The sequence below is a fragment of the Halorubrum sp. DM2 genome, from assembly GCF_901686465.1.
Taxonomy (GTDB): Archaea; Halobacteriota; Halobacteria; order Halobacteriales; family Haloferacaceae; genus Halorubrum.
In genome coordinates this window covers 1,233,895-1,253,522 of the sequence record NZ_LR594487.1, presented here as the reverse complement: position 1 = coordinate 1,253,522, position 19,628 = coordinate 1,233,895, and the positions used below count along the sequence as shown (strand labels likewise).

At 55.9% G+C, this 19,628-nt stretch carries 17 protein-coding genes; 8 read left to right on the top strand and 9 right to left on the bottom strand.

Annotated features, from left to right (window positions below; translation table 11 throughout):
• Positions 1-115 precede the first annotated feature (115 nt).
• A complete protein-coding gene (locus QOL69_RS06395; RefSeq protein ID WP_283402502.1) occupies positions 116-2,329 on the top strand; it encodes a DEAD/DEAH box helicase in 2,214 nt (737 codons plus the stop codon).
• Between the two features lie 91 nt (positions 2,330-2,420).
• Here QOL69_RS06395 and QOL69_RS06390 read toward each other — a convergent pair whose 3' ends face one another.
• The 5 genes from QOL69_RS06390 to QOL69_RS06370 all read right to left on the bottom strand — a co-directional run bounded on the left by QOL69_RS06390 (position 2,421) and on the right by QOL69_RS06370 (position 8,758).
• A complete protein-coding gene (locus QOL69_RS06390) occupies positions 2,421-2,789 on the bottom strand; it encodes a DUF7344 domain-containing protein (protein WP_283402501.1) in 369 nt (122 codons plus the stop codon).
• Positions 2,790-3,281: 492 nt separating this feature from the next.
• Positions 3,282-3,713 (bottom strand): TRAM domain-containing protein, encoded by a 432-nt coding sequence (locus QOL69_RS06385; RefSeq protein WP_283402500.1) that lies wholly within the window; start codon positions 3,711-3,713, stop codon positions 3,282-3,284.
• A gap of 497 nt (positions 3,714-4,210) precedes the next feature.
• Positions 4,211-6,586 (bottom strand): methyl-accepting chemotaxis protein, encoded by a 2,376-nt coding sequence (locus QOL69_RS06380; RefSeq protein ID WP_283402499.1) that lies wholly within the window; start codon positions 6,584-6,586, stop codon positions 4,211-4,213.
• On the bottom strand, positions 6,583-7,842 hold the full coding sequence (locus QOL69_RS06375; RefSeq protein ID WP_283402498.1) for an ABC transporter substrate-binding protein: 1,260 nt from the start codon (positions 7,840-7,842) through the stop codon (positions 6,583-6,585). The genes QOL69_RS06380 and QOL69_RS06375 overlap by 4 nt, the downstream gene beginning before the upstream one ends.
• Positions 7,843-7,978: 136 nt before the next feature.
• Complete coding sequence (locus QOL69_RS06370; RefSeq protein WP_283402497.1) at positions 7,979-8,758, bottom strand: transcriptional regulator TbsP domain-containing protein; 780 nt, start codon at positions 8,756-8,758, stop codon at positions 7,979-7,981.
• Positions 8,759-9,013: 255 nt separating this feature from the next.
• Here QOL69_RS06370 and QOL69_RS06365 point away from each other — a divergent pair, with 255 nt between their 5' ends.
• A complete protein-coding gene (locus tag QOL69_RS06365; protein WP_283402496.1) occupies positions 9,014-11,290 on the top strand; it encodes an Aq_aa27 family P-loop NTPase in 2,277 nt (758 codons plus the stop codon).
• 552 nt (positions 11,291-11,842) lie between these two features.
• Here the strand turns inward: QOL69_RS06365 and QOL69_RS06360 are convergent.
• Entirely contained in the window at positions 11,843-12,337 is a 495-nt protein-coding gene (locus QOL69_RS06360) for a hypothetical protein (RefSeq protein ID WP_283402495.1), read from the bottom strand.
• A 116-nt stretch (positions 12,338-12,453) separates the two neighbouring features.
• Entirely contained in the window at positions 12,454-12,765 is a 312-nt protein-coding gene (locus QOL69_RS06355) for a hypothetical protein (RefSeq protein ID WP_283404266.1), read from the bottom strand.
• Here QOL69_RS06355 and QOL69_RS06350 point away from each other — a divergent pair.
• A complete protein-coding gene (locus QOL69_RS06350; RefSeq protein WP_283404216.1) occupies positions 12,655-13,482 on the top strand; it encodes a VOC family protein in 828 nt (275 codons plus the stop codon). The two genes, QOL69_RS06355 and QOL69_RS06350, sit on opposite strands and share 111 nt — an antisense overlap.
• 223 nt (positions 13,483-13,705) lie before the next feature.
• Here the strand turns inward: QOL69_RS06350 and QOL69_RS06345 are convergent, their stop codons facing one another.
• Positions 13,706-14,158, bottom strand: coding sequence for an HVO_A0114 family putative DNA-binding protein (locus QOL69_RS06345; protein ID WP_283402494.1), 453 nt, complete (start codon positions 14,156-14,158; stop codon positions 13,706-13,708).
• 203 nt (positions 14,159-14,361) lie between these two features.
• Between QOL69_RS06345 and QOL69_RS06340 the strand changes: the two genes are divergently transcribed.
• The 5 genes from QOL69_RS06340 to QOL69_RS06320 all read left to right on the top strand — a co-directional run bounded on the left by QOL69_RS06340 (position 14,362) and on the right by QOL69_RS06320 (position 18,503).
• Positions 14,362-14,916 (top strand): winged helix-turn-helix domain-containing protein, encoded by a 555-nt coding sequence (locus tag QOL69_RS06340; protein WP_283402493.1) that lies wholly within the window; start codon positions 14,362-14,364, stop codon positions 14,914-14,916.
• Positions 14,917-14,940: 24 nt separating this feature from the next.
• Positions 14,941-15,225, top strand: a complete 285-nt coding sequence (locus tag QOL69_RS06335) for an AbrB/MazE/SpoVT family DNA-binding domain-containing protein (protein WP_283402492.1) — start codon at positions 14,941-14,943, stop codon at positions 15,223-15,225.
• Positions 15,226-15,360: 135 nt separating this feature from the next.
• Complete coding sequence (locus tag QOL69_RS06330; RefSeq protein ID WP_283402491.1) at positions 15,361-16,494, top strand: serine hydrolase domain-containing protein; 1,134 nt, start codon at positions 15,361-15,363, stop codon at positions 16,492-16,494.
• A gap of 380 nt (positions 16,495-16,874) precedes the next feature.
• On the top strand, positions 16,875-18,245 hold the full coding sequence (gene xseA / locus QOL69_RS06325; RefSeq protein ID WP_283402490.1) for an exodeoxyribonuclease VII large subunit: 1,371 nt from the start codon (positions 16,875-16,877) through the stop codon (positions 18,243-18,245).
• A gap of 42 nt (positions 18,246-18,287) precedes the next feature.
• A complete protein-coding gene (locus QOL69_RS06320) occupies positions 18,288-18,503 on the top strand; it encodes an exodeoxyribonuclease VII small subunit (RefSeq protein WP_283402489.1) in 216 nt (71 codons plus the stop codon).
• A 63-nt stretch (positions 18,504-18,566) separates the two neighbouring features.
• Here the strand turns inward: QOL69_RS06320 and QOL69_RS06315 are convergent, their stop codons facing one another.
• A complete protein-coding gene (locus QOL69_RS06315) occupies positions 18,567-19,403 on the bottom strand; it encodes a hypothetical protein (protein ID WP_283402488.1) in 837 nt (278 codons plus the stop codon).
• Between the last annotated feature and the right edge of the window lie 225 nt (positions 19,404-19,628).

Here is a 19,628-nt window from a genome sequence, read left to right as displayed (position 1 = left end):
CTCCGTCAGCGCCTCACGAGCGGATTCATGAACCTCCCCACTATCTCACTGTAAATAGCGGAATACAGTCGGGTGATCCGCCAATTATATCAAATGCTGTATAATGTAAGCAAATATGGAATACCTCTCTGCCTCGTCAGTCTCTGAATCCGATCCTGGAGGCGAAGCTGAACTCAAAGTGTGGAACCGCCTCAAACGAGCGTTTGATAAGAACGAGAGAGGCGTCCTCTACCACCAGTATCCGATTATCCAGAAAGGCGGGAACCGATTCGATCGCAAGCCGGATTTCGTACTGCTCCATGAGGATATGGGGCTAGTTATACTCGAATGTAAGGGGTACACGATAGACCAGATCGATCGGATTGAGGGTGATACGTGGATTCTAGAAGGTGTTACCCAGAAAACCGCAAGCCCTCTTGAGCAAGCACGCGATCAAGGGTTCCACCTACAATCGTATTTCCAGCGGGAATCCCAACTTCGGTCGGACGGAGAATGTATCGTCTCGATGACGCCGATCGTCCTACTGCCGAACATTGAGCGGTCTGAGTGGGAAGAGCGAGGGTTCACCGGGCCGACTGCGCCGAGAGTCGTTACTGGTGACGAGTTGGGTGCCCAAACCCTCCGTGAGCGGCTCGACGAGCTCCCGAGCTTCGATTCACTAAGTAAAGAGGAGTATGAGGTCGCCAGAGCGGTCCTCAGTTGTGGCCAGCCAATCAGCGGCTCTCACGGCAGTCCACCAAAGGATCCCACCACGCGAGGCGAGTACTACGACATGGTGACCACCGGGATTCGTGAATTAGATATGCGGCAACAGGAGATCGGGCTGCGGATCCCGCCGGGCCCACAACAGATTCGAGGGATCGCTGGGTCAGGAAAAACGGTTCTCGTCGCGATGAAAGCAGCTCGGATGCTCAGCGACCCCGATGAGTGGGCACCGAACGTCGAAACACCACGGATCGCGCTGACATTCAGTACAAAAAGCCTTTACAACCACATCACCACCCTCACGGAACGATTTTATCAGCGCTTCGGTGGTGAGTCACTCGACGAGGCTGACGCAGAGATCGATATCCTCCATGGGTGGGGCGGCGGCCAAACTGGGGATGGAGTCTACTATCGCGTCGTCAATGAGGTTGATGGCGTTCACTATCGGAACTATTCGGATGCCAAGTCGGCATTCCCGGACGCTGACGATGAACAAGAGGCTGTTGCGGGAGAGATACTTGAGGCAGCGGAAGGAGAGATCCCGGATCTCTGGGATGCGATTTTGGTCGATGAAGCGCAAGACTTCGGACCACAGTTCCTGAATCTGTGTCTGGAATCGCTCACAGACGCTAATCGACTCATTTGGGCCTATGATGAGGCCCAAGATCTCGGAAGTTTGGAAGCACCGAGTCCGAAGAACCTGTTCGGGACCGATGACGACGGGAATGCGCTTCTTGATCTGAGTGGGACCTACAAGAACGGCCCACAGAAGACCTACATTATGCGGAAGGCGTACCGGTCGCCCCATCAACTTCTAATGACTGCCCACGCACTGGGGATGGGGCTCAAGCGGGACGATGGGCCGGTCCAAATGATTACTCGGCAAGATGGTTGGGAGAACCTCGGCTATGATATTGACGGTGACTTCCGTAAAATCGGGAGCGAAGCTGTTCTGACGAGGCCACCAGAGAACTCTCCACACCCTCTTCAAGACGAGTACCCACCAGAGAAGCATATCACGCACCGATCGTTCGCATCAAAAGCAGATGAAATCGAGTGGGTCGCTGAGCAACTCCGTCGGGATATCTTCGAAAACGGACTGGATCCCGAGGAGCTGCTCGTAATTCCACTAAGCGGTCAACGGAGAAACGGGACGGGCAATCGAGAGTTCTGTAAATCAGAGCTTGAACACGCACTCGATGAGTTCGACATTGAACTGAACGTAGCCTGGCCCGAGGAGGACTCGTCATCAAGTGATGATGAAAAAGCGTTCAAGCAGCCTGGCGAGGTCACACTATCCGGCATCAATCGGGCGAAAGGCAACGAGGCAGCTTCGGTTTATGTTATGGGTGCCGATTCGACGGCAGAGGAGACATGGCGTGGCTCCGAACTACAACGGCGGAATCAGCTCTTCGTAGCTCTGACGCGGTCGCGTGCGTGGTGTACAGTGACTGGCACAAATCCGGGGTCTCCGTTCCACAGGGAGGTTGAGACAGTGTTAGCGGAGGTCCAGAAGGATTCACCGACGATCTCATTTGAAGTTCCGGAGAGCCGGGACTTAGATCATGAACTCGAAGAAGACACGGAAGACTTAGTCGACACTGGAATCGACGATTTCCTCTAGTTTGGCTCTGTTGAGATCCTCAGCAGGAGACATATTCAGGCCCGATTGCGGTCAATACAGACAGTACGTTATCAGCAGGGTCAGTGGCCGCCTACGGCCAGCCGTCGGGAAGTTCGTCTTGGTGGTCCTCGATGAGGCGGAGTAGTGGCGCGATATCGTCCCAACGTGGACCTTTCCTGATTTCGTTCTCGTCGGGGTCCCACTCGATGAAGCCGAGGTCCGCCAGTTTGGGGAGGTGACTGTGGTACATTCCCATCTGGAGCTGTTCGACGTTTTCGTCGGCTTCGCCAACAAGATCCAGCGGGTCAGGATCTTCGTCGTCTTGGGGGTTGTGCCGGAGAAGCGCAACAAGGGGCTGATGCCGATATGGGTTCGAGAGCGCATCGAAAATTGCTCCCCACTGGCTGGTGTCCTTCTTTAGAGGAGTACTTTCGCCCCGGTCGCCCGAAGTATAAGTCATAGAGTTTGTAATGTGGAGGTGAGGGAGCAAAGCTGAATCGGTCTCACTGACCGAACCAGCTCCAAAACAGTGTCACACGCTCCCTCTCCCCCTGAAAAGACCTGCCAATTTCGTGAGAATGATCCCCGATAATCCAGAGGTGGTCCGTGGAACCTGCTCATTCTGCGGCGAGACAGTGACCGATCGACACGCGATCATCGAGTATGAAACAGCTACAGTGAACCAGGCGTGTGGGCCGAATGCCCCGGCTGTGGGGAGATTGTCGATCCCATCAATGGTCAGTAAACAGTTCATCCAGCAGATCGTCAGACCTGAGCCGTCATCGACAGTTCACCACGAATGCCGCCACTGTGGATACAGCGTCAAAAAGGATGTCGATGAATGCCCACAGTGTGGCTCTCACGAGATTGCGGCCTACGATCTTGAGTAATCGCAGAGGCGGTCAGAGTCTCAACGACGCCGGCCCTACAGACGGTCGCTAATAAATCGACGTTAGAGCGCCCGTGAGTCGTGTTCGACGATGCTGGCAAACGCAACGTTCTCTTGGACTTGATCGATCTCGACCGTTGGCTCATCACCTGGTTGTCCACCAGGGACGATCACGACGTAGCCGCGTTCAACCTTCGCGATCCCGTCTCCTTGATCGCCGGTCGTCTCGATCGTCACGTCACGGACCTCACCCTCATCCACAGGAGGACCGTCCGACGTCGGAGGTGTTTCTTGAGCAGCCGAGTGGTGTTGCTCTTGCTGAGTCTTCTGGCCTGTCGAGGATTCTGACGCCAAGATCGCGACGCGGTACGTTTCGTCGGCAGCAAGCGCATCATGTTCGATTTCACTCGCGGGAACGTCCACGACATATGACCCGTCACGTTCTTCGATTTGAGCACTGAACAGAGTACGAAGCGAATCGGAGATCTCGATCATCAAGTATCAGTATATTAGGATACTAAAGTACGTAAATCCCGCGTTTCACAGTACTCTAAGATGGTAATCTAGTGCGTGCTGAAGCGAACGCACATATCTCGAATAGGAGCTCTTCAGAAAACTAGCAGGTCGGATCGGTCAATACAGAGAATATTTCTTGGAGTTACGTATCTAGAAACAGACCGTAACTGAGCATCCCAATTCCCAGTACGACATAGACGACTGGAGGAACCGTAATCACAACCCACCCTAACCGTTGGATAACCCCACTAAGCACCAGCCCTGACCCAAGAATGAGGAATGCGGCAGTTCGGATTTTTCGATTATCCATAATCAGTTGGCTTGATTTCTGTTATTTCTCTATTGAGTATAAAGATGCTACATACGCAATTCCAATCGACTGGCTGTTCCAGACAAATATATGTCTGAAAAATATGATTTCAACAAAGCCGAAGCGGAGTGACTACTTGGGGTAGTTCACAACGTGTATAGCGGAGTTAACCGCGTCCGCTTTTCCCTCCATCGGCGGCTATGGGTTGGTTAGAGCCCAATTCAGTGTTTACTGCTTGATCTAAGTCTGCGTCTGTCTCGAATCTGTCGAGAGTTGCCGAGAGCTGAGTGGCCTGTTCGGAGAGTGAGGAGATGGACTTCGAGACCTCTGTGAGCGAGGTGGTCTGCTCCTCTGCGGCCGCGGCCACATTGTCTGCCTCGGACGCCGTCTCTTCGCTGATTGTCGCTACCTCGTCGGCCATGGAGACAACTTCCTCGGTGGAGGCGGCCTGCTCTTCGGTCACGTCGGAGATTTCTTGGACTCCGTTGTTGGTCTCGTCCGCCAAGTCGGCAATGTGTTCAAGATCGTTGACGGCAGCCTCGACGCGCTCTGCGGCATCATCGATCTGCTCGCTCGTCGATTCGACTTCGGATGTCGACTGATCCATCCGCTCTCGGATCGCGTCGATGCGGGACTCTGCGGTCTCTGCCGTATCTTTCACCTCGTCAGATAGCGTCTTGATCTCTTCTGCCACTACCTCGAATCCCTTACCGGCCTCGCCGTCGGAGCGGGCTGCCTCGATGTTGGCGTTCAACGCGAGGATGTTCGTCTGTTCCGCAATCTCTGTGATCCGGTCTATCAACTGGTCTACCTCGCTGACCTCGTTGTCAAGCGCGTGGATTGCTGTAACTGCTTCTTCGACAGTTTCCTCGGTTGCTTCCATCTCGTTGATGGCGTCTTCGGCGGCATCCTGCCCGCGGTTGCCCGCTTCCGCTGTCCGTGCGGCGGCCTCAGCGACCTGGTCGGACGAGGAGGCGACCTCCTCGATCGTCGCGGAGAGGTCGCTCATCTCGCCGCTCACCTCGGCCAGCGACTCGCTCTGGTCTGCGGCTCCCTGTGATATCTCGTCGACCGATCCGGCGACCTCGGAAGCCGTCTCGGCTACCTCCTCGGCAGAGGCCGTCGCCTGCTCTGACGCGGCAGCAACCTCGTCAGCGAACGCGGTGAGACGGGCGTACGTCCGCTCGATCTCCGCGATCATTCCGTTGAATTCTTCGGCGATCGCCGTCATCGCCTCGTCGTCTGCGTCAGTGTGCATTCGTGCGGTGAGGTCGCCGTCGGCGGCCTCCCGCATCGTCTCGCCGTAGTCGTCGGCGGTCGACTGTAAGCGGTCGTTCCGCTCCGCCATCCGCTCGCGCTCGGCCTCGGCGGCCTCCTGTGCGGTCTCAGCCTCGTCGATCTTGCTGCTGAGAGAGTCGCGCATTGCGCTGAAGGACCCGTACAGCCGGCCGATCTCGTCGATCCGGTTCGTTTCCAGATCAACCGAGAGGTCCCCGCTCTCCATGCGCTCCGCGCGGTCGCGGAGGTCGCGCAGCGGCCCGACCGTCTGGCGGCTCAGCGCGAGCCCGACGACGGCGAGCGCGAGCAGCCCGGCACCGATCACCGTCAGGACACTCGTGCCGACCGCGTCGCTCGCGGCGAAGGCCTGCGCGGTCGGGACGGTGGTGACAGCGACCCACTCCTTGTCCCCAGTCGAGGCGTACGCCGCCACCTCGTCGTCGCCGCGGTCGAAGGCGGTCCCGTCGCGGGACGCGCCAAGCTCGGCGACGACCTCGTCGTCGGCGTTCAGCGCGTCACCGCCGCTGGAGAGGATCGTCTCGCCGTCCGCGCCGACGATCATCGTCTCCTGGTCGGCGTGGAGCTGTCGGAGGTTATCGACCCGGTACTCCAAGGTCCCGACCAGCACAACGATGCGCGACTCTTCGCCGGCGACCGGGCTGGCGAACGCCATCACCTGATCGCCCATGGCGCTTGACTTGTAGGCGGTCGGCGAGTTCCACACGTCGTTCGATGAGGTGAGGTCGACGCCCGGCTCGACATCGCTCCACGGAGCCTCGACCCCGTTGACCGACTCACCGCGAAGGGCGGGCGACGTACTCGTGACGACCTCCCCGCTGGCTGTGTCGACGAGGTGGATCGCTCGCACGTCTACTGGGAGCTGTGCCTGCTTCTGTATCAACTCTCCTTCGGCGGTGCCGGCGTCAGTCCCGGAGAGTGCTTGCGTCGACGAGACGGATCTGGTGTGCGTCTCCATCGAGACTGCCCACTCGTTGATCGAGTCGGCGTGCATGTCTACGGTCGAGGTGAGCTGCTGTTCTGCGTCTTGCTCGACTGTGGCTTCGGCGCTCGCGTAGTTCACACCGCCGACGGCCGCGAGGACGACCACAACAAGGAGGATCGAGATGACGAACTTCGCGCGGTAGTTGCGTCGGATCACGCTTGGTGTGATCCGCTGCGCGACGCGGCTGATCGCCGACTCTTCGGTATCGGGTGGTGCGTTGTTCGAGTTGTCGGTAGGCCGCAGCGGTTCCTCGCTGCTCATGCGTCTACCTCCGGGGAGACCTCTTTGATGACGTTGATCCCGCCGGTCTCGTACCGGAAGTACTCGTAGTCGATCCCGGAGACATCGCCGTTCTCGTCGAAGGCAACCTCACTCGACGCGCCCCGGTACTCGACGGGGTCGCCGGCGGCGGCGCGTCGAACCCCCTCGGCGAGGGTGTCGGGCGTGACTTCGGTGCCGCCTTGTGAGACGACAGAGTGCATCTGCTCGCGGATCGCGCCGCCATCGTTCTCGCCTGCGGCGGCGTTCGCGAGGAGAAGTACTGCTGCGGCGTCGTACCCGTTTGCGGTGTAAATGCTCGGTGGTCGCCCGTATTCAGACTCGTAACGGTCTGTGAAGGCGTCGTATCCTGGCCCGTTTGAGGATGGGGCTGTCCCGTATACGTCTTCCATCGACTCGCCTACCTGTTCTGGGAGCGATGAATCCATCATCCCGTCAGTAGTGAACACGGTCTCGTCGCCGGCGTAGCTGTCGTAGTAGTGGCTGAATATCTCGACGCCGTCTTCCGGGTAGCCGATCACGAAGAGCAGGTCGGGGTTGTCGGAGAGCGCGGTTGCGAGCGGCTCCTCGTAGGTGTCTGAGAAGGAGACCTGTTGCTGTATCTCGCCGTCGAACGATGTGGCGAACGCGCCCGAGAGCTGCCGTCCGTAGTCGCCCGAGATGTACAGAGTTACAGCTGATGACGCGTCGTGTTCGTCGCTTGCGAGTCTAGCGGCGACGACGGCCTGTAGCGAGTCGGACGGTGCGGTCCGGAAGCTGAACCCGCGGTCGTTGAGAATGGAGAGGGTCGGCGTCGTGCTTGCTGGCGAACAGTTGACGACCTCTTCGGGGATAGATGCCTGTTGGACAGCCTGAAGTGTCACGTCGGAACCGAGGGGGCCGGCAATTGCCGGGTAGTCTGCATCGATGAGTGTCCGCATGGCGTCGATCCCGCCACGCGCTGTTGTCTCTGAGTCCTCGATTTGCCACTCTACGTCGGCTTCCAGGTCTGAGGTGTCGAGCTGCTTCCCCGGAAGCTTGGCTGCGTCAGCGATCGGTGTCCCGACTGACTCTAACCCCCCGGAAAGCGCCATCACGCCGCCGTATCGGAGGGTGCGCTCCGAGAGGGGCGTGCGGCTCTCTTCGGTCTGTTCGGTGTTCGATCCGAGACAACCGCTGAGTCCGAGGGTAGCGGTCCCAGCTGCCGCGGCTAACAACCCGCGACGTCTGTATTCCGATGTCCGTCTATCAGGATACATATCTTGTCGAAACCGGATGGGGATTTTATATATTGAGTTCCGATTTTCAGGGGTGATACAGGGGTTCAGGACTTACCGCAGTCTGGATTCATATTCCAGCGAGGCTGAGAATTCCCACTTTTTAGCGGGAGGAATGTCAAAACGGGGTGGAAATCTCGGTAGAGAGCGTTTTCAGGTCTGCCGTAGCGATCGTTTCGGTTGCGAGAAGCCGAAGGCGGGGCCGACCGACGTCGAGTGGAACTTTTTCAGTCTTGATGAGGCCAGTATCTTCAAGTGCCGATTTGGCTCGCGAGAAGGTTGCTTTCGAAGCGATCCCCGTATCCTCGCCCCATTTCGAGATATCGTAGAGGAGGACCTCGTTGCGAGCTGCGAGGATGAGCATGATCTCAACGATACTGAGATATTCGTTGCTGTTGGAAATCTCTTCAGCGTGTGCGAGGACTTCGTTGAGTTCGTCTGCGGTAGCATCGCCGATCTCCTCCCGGAGAGTCTGGTTTACTACCGAGAGGGCAGGTGTCCGGAGGTGATACTGCTCGGCTGCTTCGAATCTGGAGTCGAACTCACCGTAAACTGATGAGACCAGTTCGGGGTCCGAGCTCGAAATACTGTACTTGCCCATCACAGGAACTACAGCCTCAGATTCGGTTGTGAAGATGGTATTCTGGACTGGCTCTGCAAGTGTTCGGAGACTGAGTTGATCTCGGTGGATCAGTTCAGCTATCTTCGAGGCCGTGAGGAAGCTGTAGAGGGCGTCTTTGATTTCATCTGAGTCTGCGAGCAGCCGGACCCTAGGCTGGTCCTCAACTGTTACTGCTTCCTCTGCGAAGGCTGCGATCTGTTCAGAGTTGGGATTGATATACAGTGCTGGCTCGTCTCGTTCGGGAATCATCTGAGTGGAAATGTGTTGCTGGGTCATGTTCTGTAACTTTGCGTACATATACTTAATAGATAGGTATCTGAGAGGTGTTGAGAAAAGATTAGGTCTATCAGACAACGGTCACAGGGAGATCATCCCAGTCCCGTCTCGCTCCACCTACACAGAATAGTTCCGTGGTAGTGTCATAGACGCTGGTTTCTTTTTCGCTGAAGAACACAATTCCAACAGAGTCTCTCTGATCACTTCCGCCGCCCTTGGCGCAGTTTTTATTCATATTAGCCGGTTGCCACTACTATGGACGAAGTTACGGCAAACGTGTCATTCGACAAGTACCCCGATATGCCTGAGTTCTACGGGTCAGGCGCGGCAAAATATCGTCTGGCGATGGTGAAAGACCGCAGTGACTTCTTAGATTTGTTCGAAGGAGCTCAGCATGTGGATGCGGTCACGTACGCAGAAACTCCAGATCTGATGGTGAAAATGCTGACTGAGTATGATATCGGCTCTTTGGATGTGCTTATCGGCAATTCTGATGACTACGCAGAGCGGGTGAACGAAGTGGCGACCGCAAAGTCACTCGTTCAACTTCGGGAAGACGATCGCCTCACAGTCCGATTGAAGAACCAGAAGACCGTTCATTCGAAGATCTACCGGATCGTCATGCCAGACGAGACGGTAAAACTCGTTCACGGGTCAGCGAATCTCTCTCGAAACTCCTGGGAATACCACACAAACCAGATCGCTGTGTTGACGACCGAGGTGGGAACGGAGTTAGATTCGGAGTTCAAGCGATTCATCGACGAATACCGTGAGGGGTACAGCGATCAAACACTCCTAGAGGGGTTAGTCGACGCATTAGAGCAAGCCGACTCGCCAGAAGAGCGGGAGAATCGGATTGAGTACTGGGTCGGCGCTGGTGACCTCGATGTCAGTGACACAGCCGCACTCAACCAAGACGCCGTCGAGGATCTAAAAGACGTTGCTGATCAGGTTACCGCCGTTGTCGATGACCCAAATGAGGCAGACGAGACCGTCGCGTTCGTCGAGGAACCTGAAAACGCTGACCGAAGCATCGTGGAGCCCGACGATGTCGACAAACGAGAGGGTGAGAAGGAAGAGACAGCAGATGAGTCACCAGATGTTGGACTCGTCGAGTCAGATCACGAAACGGGACTGACTGACGCCCTTGACCGACCGCGCGTCCGAACCACAGACGAAAAGATCCGGATGGGGACCAGCAAAGTCGATAAAGACACCGCAGACAGGTTCGGATCGAGACTTCGAGATAACGGAGCGACGATCGAGGACCACAGTATCACGGCCCCGATGAGCGCGTACAACAACCAAGTCAAGGAGTCGACATCGATCCCGACCATGTCTGTCCTCCCGGAGGCCGAACAGGTCGTCATCGGCGAAGACGATGAGATGATCCTCGTTGCCACCGATGAACCAACATCCGAAGTCCTCGATCACTGTCTCAAAACGATTCAAGATTACATCGAGACAGTGGAAAAGCACGGCCACACGCAGTCTGAAGAAGCGGTGATGGCCCAGATGTACGAGGCATTTCTCTACGGCTTCTGGGCCCCATTTGCGAACCAGTACGCTGAGGAATTGTCATCGCCGTCCCGAACCCTTGATAACGTTCTCCAGCACCTCTACATCGAAGGCAAAAGCGACGCGGGGAAGGACAAACTCACAGAATATATCCTCCGGCTCATTTCCGATAACACGGTCATCTCCGGCGTCGATGCTGACGAGATCGGCGTCAAGGAGGTTCGTGGGATCCGTGAGTGGGATACATGCTTCCCGTACGCTATCATCGACGCAGAAAAAGAGAAAATCCAGCGGTGGAGTCCGATCCGCAACTACTGGGGTGACTGGACGCCAACGAGTGTAGATCAGCCATGCCTGATTTTCACCACGAACGATGCGCTCCCCAAATCCGAGTTCCGCAATCGGATGAAGATCCTCAGCATGGACGTGTCGTTCCCTTCGAACCCTGAAGACCCAGGATTCCGCGACGCACAGGAGGACCTATCAGAGGTATTGGAACGGCAGAATCCTATCTTCAGTTACATCGCTCGCCGGATGGTCACCGAGAAGCCGTGGACCGATGGGACCGGCACGATTGAGGATGTCCGCCAGATCATGTGTGACTTCTATGAGGAGGCAGGCCGGGATCCGCCTGAGTACTTCCCAGCTGATGAGCCAGCAGAAAAAGAATACAATACAGGCCGGTTGATGTGGCAGCGAGATATTCAGGGCGACCGTGTCACATTCGAGTCAGAACCAGGGGCGATCACAGCCAATTTCGATCGAGAAGGCTACGAGGTCTACGACTACGAAAAGCGACTTCCAAAACGATTCATGTCAGAGAAATCAGCGACGAGCGTGTATATTGGAGCCCCTGAGGAGTTTGCGGAATGGGTTGGATTCTCAGTTGAAGAATTGCTGCGTGACGAGACAGCATCCAAGATGGACGAAGATGATTCCAAATCAAACGACAGGGAGTCCAGCGAACCGGAAGACGAGTCCAGTGGGTTCTTGTCTCGGTTACTTGGGCGATGAGATCCAGACCAGTCAGAGCGAATCTCAATAGGGACGGTGAGAACTCACAAATAGACTTCTTCACCAAGACTGTCAGGTGGTATCCGACGTACGAAAAGTGTAGAGACCGGCGTGTTGGTACTCAACGCACGAATACGGGAGTCGTGTGCCATACCCCCAAGTAGAGATTGTGGCCAGATAATATAAGAGTATAACCGAATTATTCCGTCAATATCCCTCACATCAGATTACGGAACAGGCACACGGTATGCTGCTCTAAGTCCTGTGCGCCGTTGACCTCCGCTATGCTGGTCATAAACGTCAATTTGGAACGCTTGGTCACCATTGATATCAAAAGCTCTGTTGAAATCCTCAGAGAGTGATATGTTTGCCTCCCCCTGCGGTCAGTATAGGAGACTTACAGATCGCTGGCTCTGTTGAAATCCTCAACAGGTGATACGTGTTGACCCGGTTGCGCTCAATACAGGGAACTCACGAATCGCTCAAAATACACTCCTCAGTGATCGGCTGCTTCAGGCGAGAATCTGTCTAAAGAAGGGATTTCAACAGAGCCTATTCCTCCTCTTTGGATGTCTGGAACGATTCTTTGAGTGCGTTTCGAAGAATACTGTTATCTAACTCATTTTCTTCAATACTAGTACTGGTTGCTCGAAAACCGATTCCCTCATCATTTAGAAAAGCAACAATAAGCGGGTATAGTTCATGTATATCCATTTCTAGGTCCTGAATCTCGTCCAACTCCTCTATCATATCATACGATACCTCACCGCTGTCGACTTTTTCAGGGTCTAGGCCGATCCACGTGGCTATCGCTCGGTTGTCCTCGTTAGTATAGTGGCGGATAACTTGATAGAAGTCAAATGGATCCTCCGAACGTATGCCACGCTGAACGATGGGTTCTGTCCCTTCGTATCCTCGTTCGCGTGTCTTTTTGTCGAGATCTGCGAACTTTGTGGTGTCGTAGACTCTCTCCAAGAGCATATCTCGTTTCTGCCCAACCACCTGCTGCCTCAGATTTTCACGACTATTTTCGTTATCTTTGCCCATTTTGTATCGCTATTCTAGAATCATGAGTGGCAGATACTAAATTAATCCCCGTATCTAGTACGCTCGCAGATTAGCATACAAATCTACCAGATGGACGTGCGGTCAGCACGCAGTCTTCATCGACCAGCCGTTTCAGGCAAGAAACTGTCTGAAGAATAGGGTTTCAACAGAGCGATATCAAAGAAAACCGACGTTGAGCTGGCATCAGTGGTGTAGATCTCGAGTGTCGTGTTTGGATCGCTGAGCTTGCTGATTGGCTCTTGTGTCGTCGAAATCACTTTGATTGTCGGCACACGCCCTGTGCCATGGATCACAGAATCGACCACGTAACCGTCGCAGGCCGTGATCTCGACCGTCTCACTGAGGCGTTCTCGGCAGCCGGACTCCCCGTTGAATATGGCGGTCACCACTCGAATGGGGTCACTCATATGGCGATTGTCGGCTTCCCAGATGGCAGCTATATCGAGCTCATCTCGAAACACACCACCAACACTCACTCGCCGTGGTGGAACAATGCGATTGATAACAACACCGGCCCGTGTGCGTGGGCTATCGGCGTCGACGATATCGAGAGAACGACCGTAACGCTTCGCGATCGTGGCGTTACCGCCAATGGTCCCACAGCCTACGAGCGAGAGCGTGAAGACGGAACACTCGTTGAGTGGGATCTCACGTCACTTGAAGGCAGTGACCCCGGGACTCGCCTCCCATTTCTGATCGAAGACCGTACGCCACGGAAACGGCGCGTTCAGCCCACAGGTGACCTTGCTACGTCGCCAATACGGGGAGTCAACACAGTAGTCATCGGTGTACCGGACTTGGCGACCGCGGTTGATGCGTTCACGACTGCCTTCGACACCCACGAACCAACGCGAACCACAAGCGCTGATCTCCACGCTAACATCGCATCTTTCCCTGACCTGCCGGTGGTGCTTGCGGAGCCTACCGGGGACGGGTGGCTTGCTGAACGGGTTTCCCGGATCGGTACATCGCCGGCCGCATATCTTATCGGATATGAACGCGACGCCAACCACGGATTTGAGAATCTCACTACAGAGTCAATCGCCGATCGGTCAGTTGAGTGGCTCCCAGTAACCCATCCTGTCGGCCACCGGTATTTCGGGTTGGTTGTAACGGACGAGTAATCACAGCGGGCAATCCAGCGGTGGTCAATCGCTACAATAATGCTCCCGCTAGCAAGCAGATACGAGCAATACAAACATCAAGCACTGAAGTACAGTCTAACCAGCCTTAACCAACAATATTCAGAATGCCTTGCGTTTGTTGGTTAAGAGCGATTCCACTTTGCCGTGACATTATGGACCTCTGACTCAATGGGTGTCGGAGATAGATCTTAAGATGAGGCAGTTAGCGAGAGGGATCTTGGCTATCTCCCGCTCGACCGGGGGACAGCACAATCCCAATCTCGACTCTGTCATATGGAGCGAACAATTGAGATGTAGTCTCGGCCTCCCGCCACTTGATAATACCAGCATTGACCAACACCTCGACATCCTCATGAACCACTGCGTATGGCTGGTCAACTCGCTCAGCCAGTTGTGTGATGCCTTCAGTTGGTGCGGCTAGTAGGGACTCAAGAAGTTCGATTCGACGAGCAGTAAATACCTTCCAGAGTTGGCCGATACTTTCGAACGTCAGGACTGCCTCAGTAACTCCTCGTGACTCAGTCTCTCCAGTCTCAAACGCTTCTGCGGTCGCGATCGCGTCAGCAAACATTTCTTCGGTGGAGCCGACCTCGACCCGGAGGACTTCAGGATATTCTACTCCATCGCGTTCCGCTGTGGTGGAATCGTCTGTCATTGACGTCGGTCACCTCCTGTTGGGACCGCCTCATGTGGGCCGCAACCCATTGTACTAGATTAGCTATCGGCGATACCCGTAATAGCGGTGGTGGACGCTCTCCTCACAATTGTGACTAATATCGTACTAGAACCCTGACCATCCGATCACTGTGTCAAGCACCTCGGAGGTAGTTTTATTGAGACGACATCCCCGAAGACGGTATGGACAGTACGAGTCGGGGTGTTGAGACATGGAAAGAACACACGACCGCCTTCGAGCGAGTTCAGTCGGTGACACAAACGCTCGATCAACCCCGAACGGTATCGTACATCGCGACAGAGGCTGCGGTCGCAGAATCCACTGCCCGTAGACATCTCAAGCGCCTTGTCGAAATAAATATCGTTCAGTCGGTGGCTGGCGAGAGCGCGACACGGTACGAGCCAGATCCGCTGTATTCCCGATTCCAAGCAGTTCGAGAACTCATCGAAAACGAGAGCTACGAGGAGCTGGTCGAACTGAAGACAGACATACAACAGCGAATCGAAGAGTTCGCCAAAGACAGTTCAGCAAACTCACCCAGCGACCTCCGAGCGCAGGCTGCGACCACTGAGACAGCAGCGACAACTCGGCACGTCAGAGACCGAGCTAATGAGTGGGAAACACTCCGCCACCGGATTTCGATCGTGAATACCGCACTCGACGCGTATCAACGCTACCCAGACAGGGCCGGAGCAAACCACTCTGAGGATCCCATCGATACGCGTGAAAATGATTAGGTAGCAAACACGCAGTAAGTAATCATGGAAGAGAACACAGATCCACAGAGCCAAGACAAGGAGGCCGTAGTAGTCTCTGAAGACGGCCAAACACAGATTCCTAAACGAATCCGTGAGAAGTTGGGCATCAAGGCTCCCGGGCGGATCATATTCTGTGAGACAGAATCGGGTGATGTAGTGGTCGAAGCCGTCCGTTCACCAAGTGAGATGAGAGGATTCGCCGCAGAAAAGGAGGCGTCAACCGACAAATCTGCTACCAAACTCCTTCATGAGTTCCGTGAACGCAGCCAGAGCAACAACCTCGACTAATACAGTCACAAACTGAGTTGTTCCGCATAGACCTGCCGACAACGGTCACTGGGAAGGATGTAACACGGTCGCCATGCCGCGGACATCAACTCGGTTGGGGCGAATCTTTAATGATTGTTGTCAGTAGTGTCAACCATGCCAGCACTGTCCGAGACAGATCGCGAGCAGCTTCGTGCTGAATTTGACCGCCAACTCGACGTCGGACTCCATCACGGGAGCCAACTCGCAGTCTACGTCGACGGCGAGCTTGTGGTTGATTTCGCCGGTGGGACGACAGCCCCCGAAGGCGAAGCGACAACCCCTGAGACGCGCCATCTCATCTTCTCGTGTACAAAACCCTATGCCGGCGTCGGGCTCCACCAACTCGTCGAAGAGGGCGAAGCCGACTACGACGACCAAGTTATCGACCACTGGCCAGAATTCGCTGACCCCGGCACCACAAAAGCCGAGATCACGATCAGACACGTCCTCAGCCACACGGCCGGAATCCCCTACGGCGAGTTCGACGACCAAGCCGAAGACTGGGGCGACTGGGACGCCGTGGTGGAAGCAATGGAGGCAATCGAGCCAGTGTTTGAACCAAGTGAGCAGCCGGCCTATCACACGTTCAACTACGGCTGGCTCGTTGGCGAGCTCATCCGCCGGCTTAGCGGCCAACCAGTCGACGAGTACGTCGCCGAACACGTATTCGATCCACTCGAAATGGAGCAGACATCGATCGGGCTCGACGCCGACGAAGAAGACGACGTCGCCACCCTCGCCGGCTTCGAGATGTACGACCGGTGCCGAGATCCCGGAGAGGGGCTGGGCATCCCGGCAGCCGAGTCAGCGGCTGCCTTCAACGACGAGGCCGTCCGTCGGGCCGTGATTCCAGCTGCTAACGGAATCAGCACCGCCCGAGACATGGCGCGGTTTTACGCGTGCCTCGCAAACGGTGGGACGCTTGACGGCATCAGACTCCTCGACGAGGACACTGTCGCCCACGCAACGCAGACCCACGCGGAAACAGAGTCGGACGGTACCCTCTCCCGGCCGGCCCGCTACGGACTCGGCGTCTGGACCGGCGGCCTCGCAAACGACATGTTTGGATCGCTCAGCCGCGAGCGGATGTTCGGCCACGCCGGACTCGGCAGCATCTTTGGGTGGGGTGACCCAGAGCTGAACGTCGGCTTTGCGTATGTCACCAACGGGATTCGCGAAGAATCCTGGGAACACGCTGCCCGGGTTAGTGGGTTATCCGACGCGGTCCGGCTTGCGTTGTGTGAGTAAGATGTGATTGCTCTGAGGCTGACTATAGAAATCGAGTCAACAACACCAATTCCGGTACCCATGTAACAGCGGTAGAGGGTGGACTATTTCAGGTCTTGCTAGCTGAACAGTGGTGCTCGTTTATACCTCGTTGTCTGGATTCAGACAGTGTCTGAAATAACGGAACAGGAAACGAGTACCTGTATCGAGGTATACCCCGGGCCTGACACCGAGCAGTAGCTTTAACCTACATAGAGTGCTCTAATCGGATATTGTTGGTTAAGATTTACAGTCCCCACCGAGAGCTGGAACCACATGCCGACTCCCGTCGCATTCTGACTGCCAACGGCCGACGCTCAGAGCCGACAAACTAAACCACCACCTGCCATACACCGATTTGAATGGCCGTCGATGACGATAGCGGAGCAGATCAACTCGATCCAGACGAGTCCGCGTGGTCGGTCTCTCGGCTCAACGACGAGATCGCGAACACACTCGAAGATGCTGCCAGCCGGTTCCCCACGTACGTCGTCGGTGAGGTGTCCGAAGTAACCGCGAAGCCGTATGGAACGTTCTTCAAACTCAATGACGTCGACGGCTCCGAGACGATCCAGTGTATCGCGTGGTCATCGTTTCGAGACCAATTTGCCGACAGCATCACAGCGGACGAGGAGGTCATTGTCCGGGCTGATGTCGACTTTTACACTGATGGCGGCCGCACCCAACTCAACGTCAAAGACTACTGGGCAGTGGGTGATTCCGAGCGTGCCCAAGAGCTAGAGGCACTGCGAGCGGCACTCGAGGCTGAGGGCCTATTCGATGCTGACCGAAAGCAGGCGCTCCCCGAATACCCATCGAACATCGGCGTCGTGACCTCACTGACGGGATCGGCGCGAGAAGATTTCCAAGAGGCAGCACACACTCGGGCCCGAGGAGTGACGATCACCATCTTTGGAGCAACCGTCCAAGGGGCAAACGCAGCCCCATCGCTCGTCAGCGCGGTGCGGCGCGCAAACGCTGACCCCGATATTGACTTGATTGTCGTCACCCGTGGCGGTGGCGCTGACGACACGCTGTGGTGTTTCAACGAGGAACCAGTCGTGCGAGCGATTGCTGACTGTAACACCCCAACGATCGTCGCTGTCGGCCACGAAGACGACTCCACTCTCGCCGAGGATGTCGCCGATCGAGTAGCAATCACACCTACAGACGCCGGGATTGCGGCGACCCCAGACATGGCGGGCGTCCGTGAGCGAGTCCAGACAGTTGAACAACGCGTCGGGCGAGCGTACCAGACTGTTGTCGCCGATCAACTCACCACGCTTGAGCGGCGTCTCGAGACGGCCATGACGGGACTCGAGCAGGCGTCGGAAACACGCCGCGCAAAAATTCAACGCGCAGCCGACCTCGAACAGCGGATCGAGACCGCCTACACGACACTCACCGCAACCCGCCTCACCGAAGTCGATGATCAAATCGACAGTGGGCTCCAAGAGATAGCACACGCCGCAGAAACAGAGGCACTCACGACCCAAGCCGCGAGAGACCGAGTTGCTGGACTCGAAGCCCGTGTTGACCAAGCATATACGACCAACGTTCGCCAGGAAACCACTGCGCTTGAGCAGCGAATTGAGAGTGCCTATCAGGACATCGAATCGGAGGCCGATGTCCAGAAAGCAAAACAAGAAGCACAGCGGCTTCGGATCGTTATCCTTCTCCTCGTGGTCCTACTGGTGATCGCCGCTGCTGCGTGGGCACTCGGAATCGTGTGATGAGAGCAGGGTATTCAAGAATCCGCCCGACAACTACGCGGTATGAACGAGGGAGACATCGATATCGCGGACACGATTGCCCGACTCGAGGAAATTGCTGAGACCCTCGAAGAGGGAGATGTCGGGCTCACGACCGCCAAGGAACTTCGGGAAGAGGCTGATACACATCTCGAAGCGCTTCGGAGTGCCCTGGATGTTGGAGATGGAGACATCATCGAGATCGAAGAAGGACAGAGGCAGACCAGTATCGAGGACTGATTGCCACTCCCGGCTCGTCGAGGTCGGTCTCAATGGGCTATGTCGGCCATTCGTGGTGCGGAATCAGGACCCAGAGAGATGGTCCCCAATGAGGGTGAGCGCGATGCCAGTGAGCATCCCTGTTCCGTGGCCAAGCACACTTACGAACCGGCCAGCGGGGCCCAGTTCGACACGGAAAAGTGTCGCCAGAGACAGGCTCACGATGACGCCGCTGGTTCCCACAAGGATCAGTGTCTCCCGGTTGGCGACGTCCCAGTAACGGAACGGATCCAACGTCAGGTTGGAGAGAGCAACCACGATGAGTCCAGCGATGCCAGCCACAGCTCCGACGACGAGCACCGACTGGCTTGCGGTCAGAAACCCACTCTGGAAGGCGGCCCCCGCACCGCCCGCGGTAATCATCGCGACGGCAGCGACAATCGCATAGTGTCGATTATACCAGTCCTCGACAGCAGCAACCGTTGTGAGCAGCAGCATTCCGACAAGCGCGCTCACCACACCTGAAAATCCGAAGCCGACAGTCTGTGAACTCGCGAGGTTCAGATACCGGTACAACACTAGATAATCGACAGCGATCGTCGCCGGCGGCGTGATGAGACAAATCCCGCCGAACAGCATCCAGAATCGACGTCGGGTCGCAACTGCGAGTGACAGCAGATAGGTCGGCACGAGAACGATGCCGTATCCGACCAGATTTGAAGTGAGGTGATCGAGACTGTCGTGAATCAGGACTGCCGTCCACGGTGTGTATGCCGTCGGCTCTCCGTAGTAAAACAGGAGTTCAAACCGAATCTCGTCAGGAACAACGACGTGGACAATCCCCAAGAGAACGACAATCGCCACGAGGATTCCCACATCACGCAAGGGGACTGACTGGTTCGACGTCGCTGAATCAGCCACATTTGTGCGTCCTAGCGCAGGAGTAAAATCGTTTCACTAGTGCCGGCACATCTGACGTTATTCTATCTCTCCTACAAAAATGACCATACAGTAAATAATAGAATATTTTTTATGGTTATGTCTAGTTATTAAAAGTGATTACACCAAAATCAGATATTTATGCCACCCAGATGGAGGACGGGGCGATGGCCTCTAAAACGGGTATCCGCCGTGAAAGTCAGACAC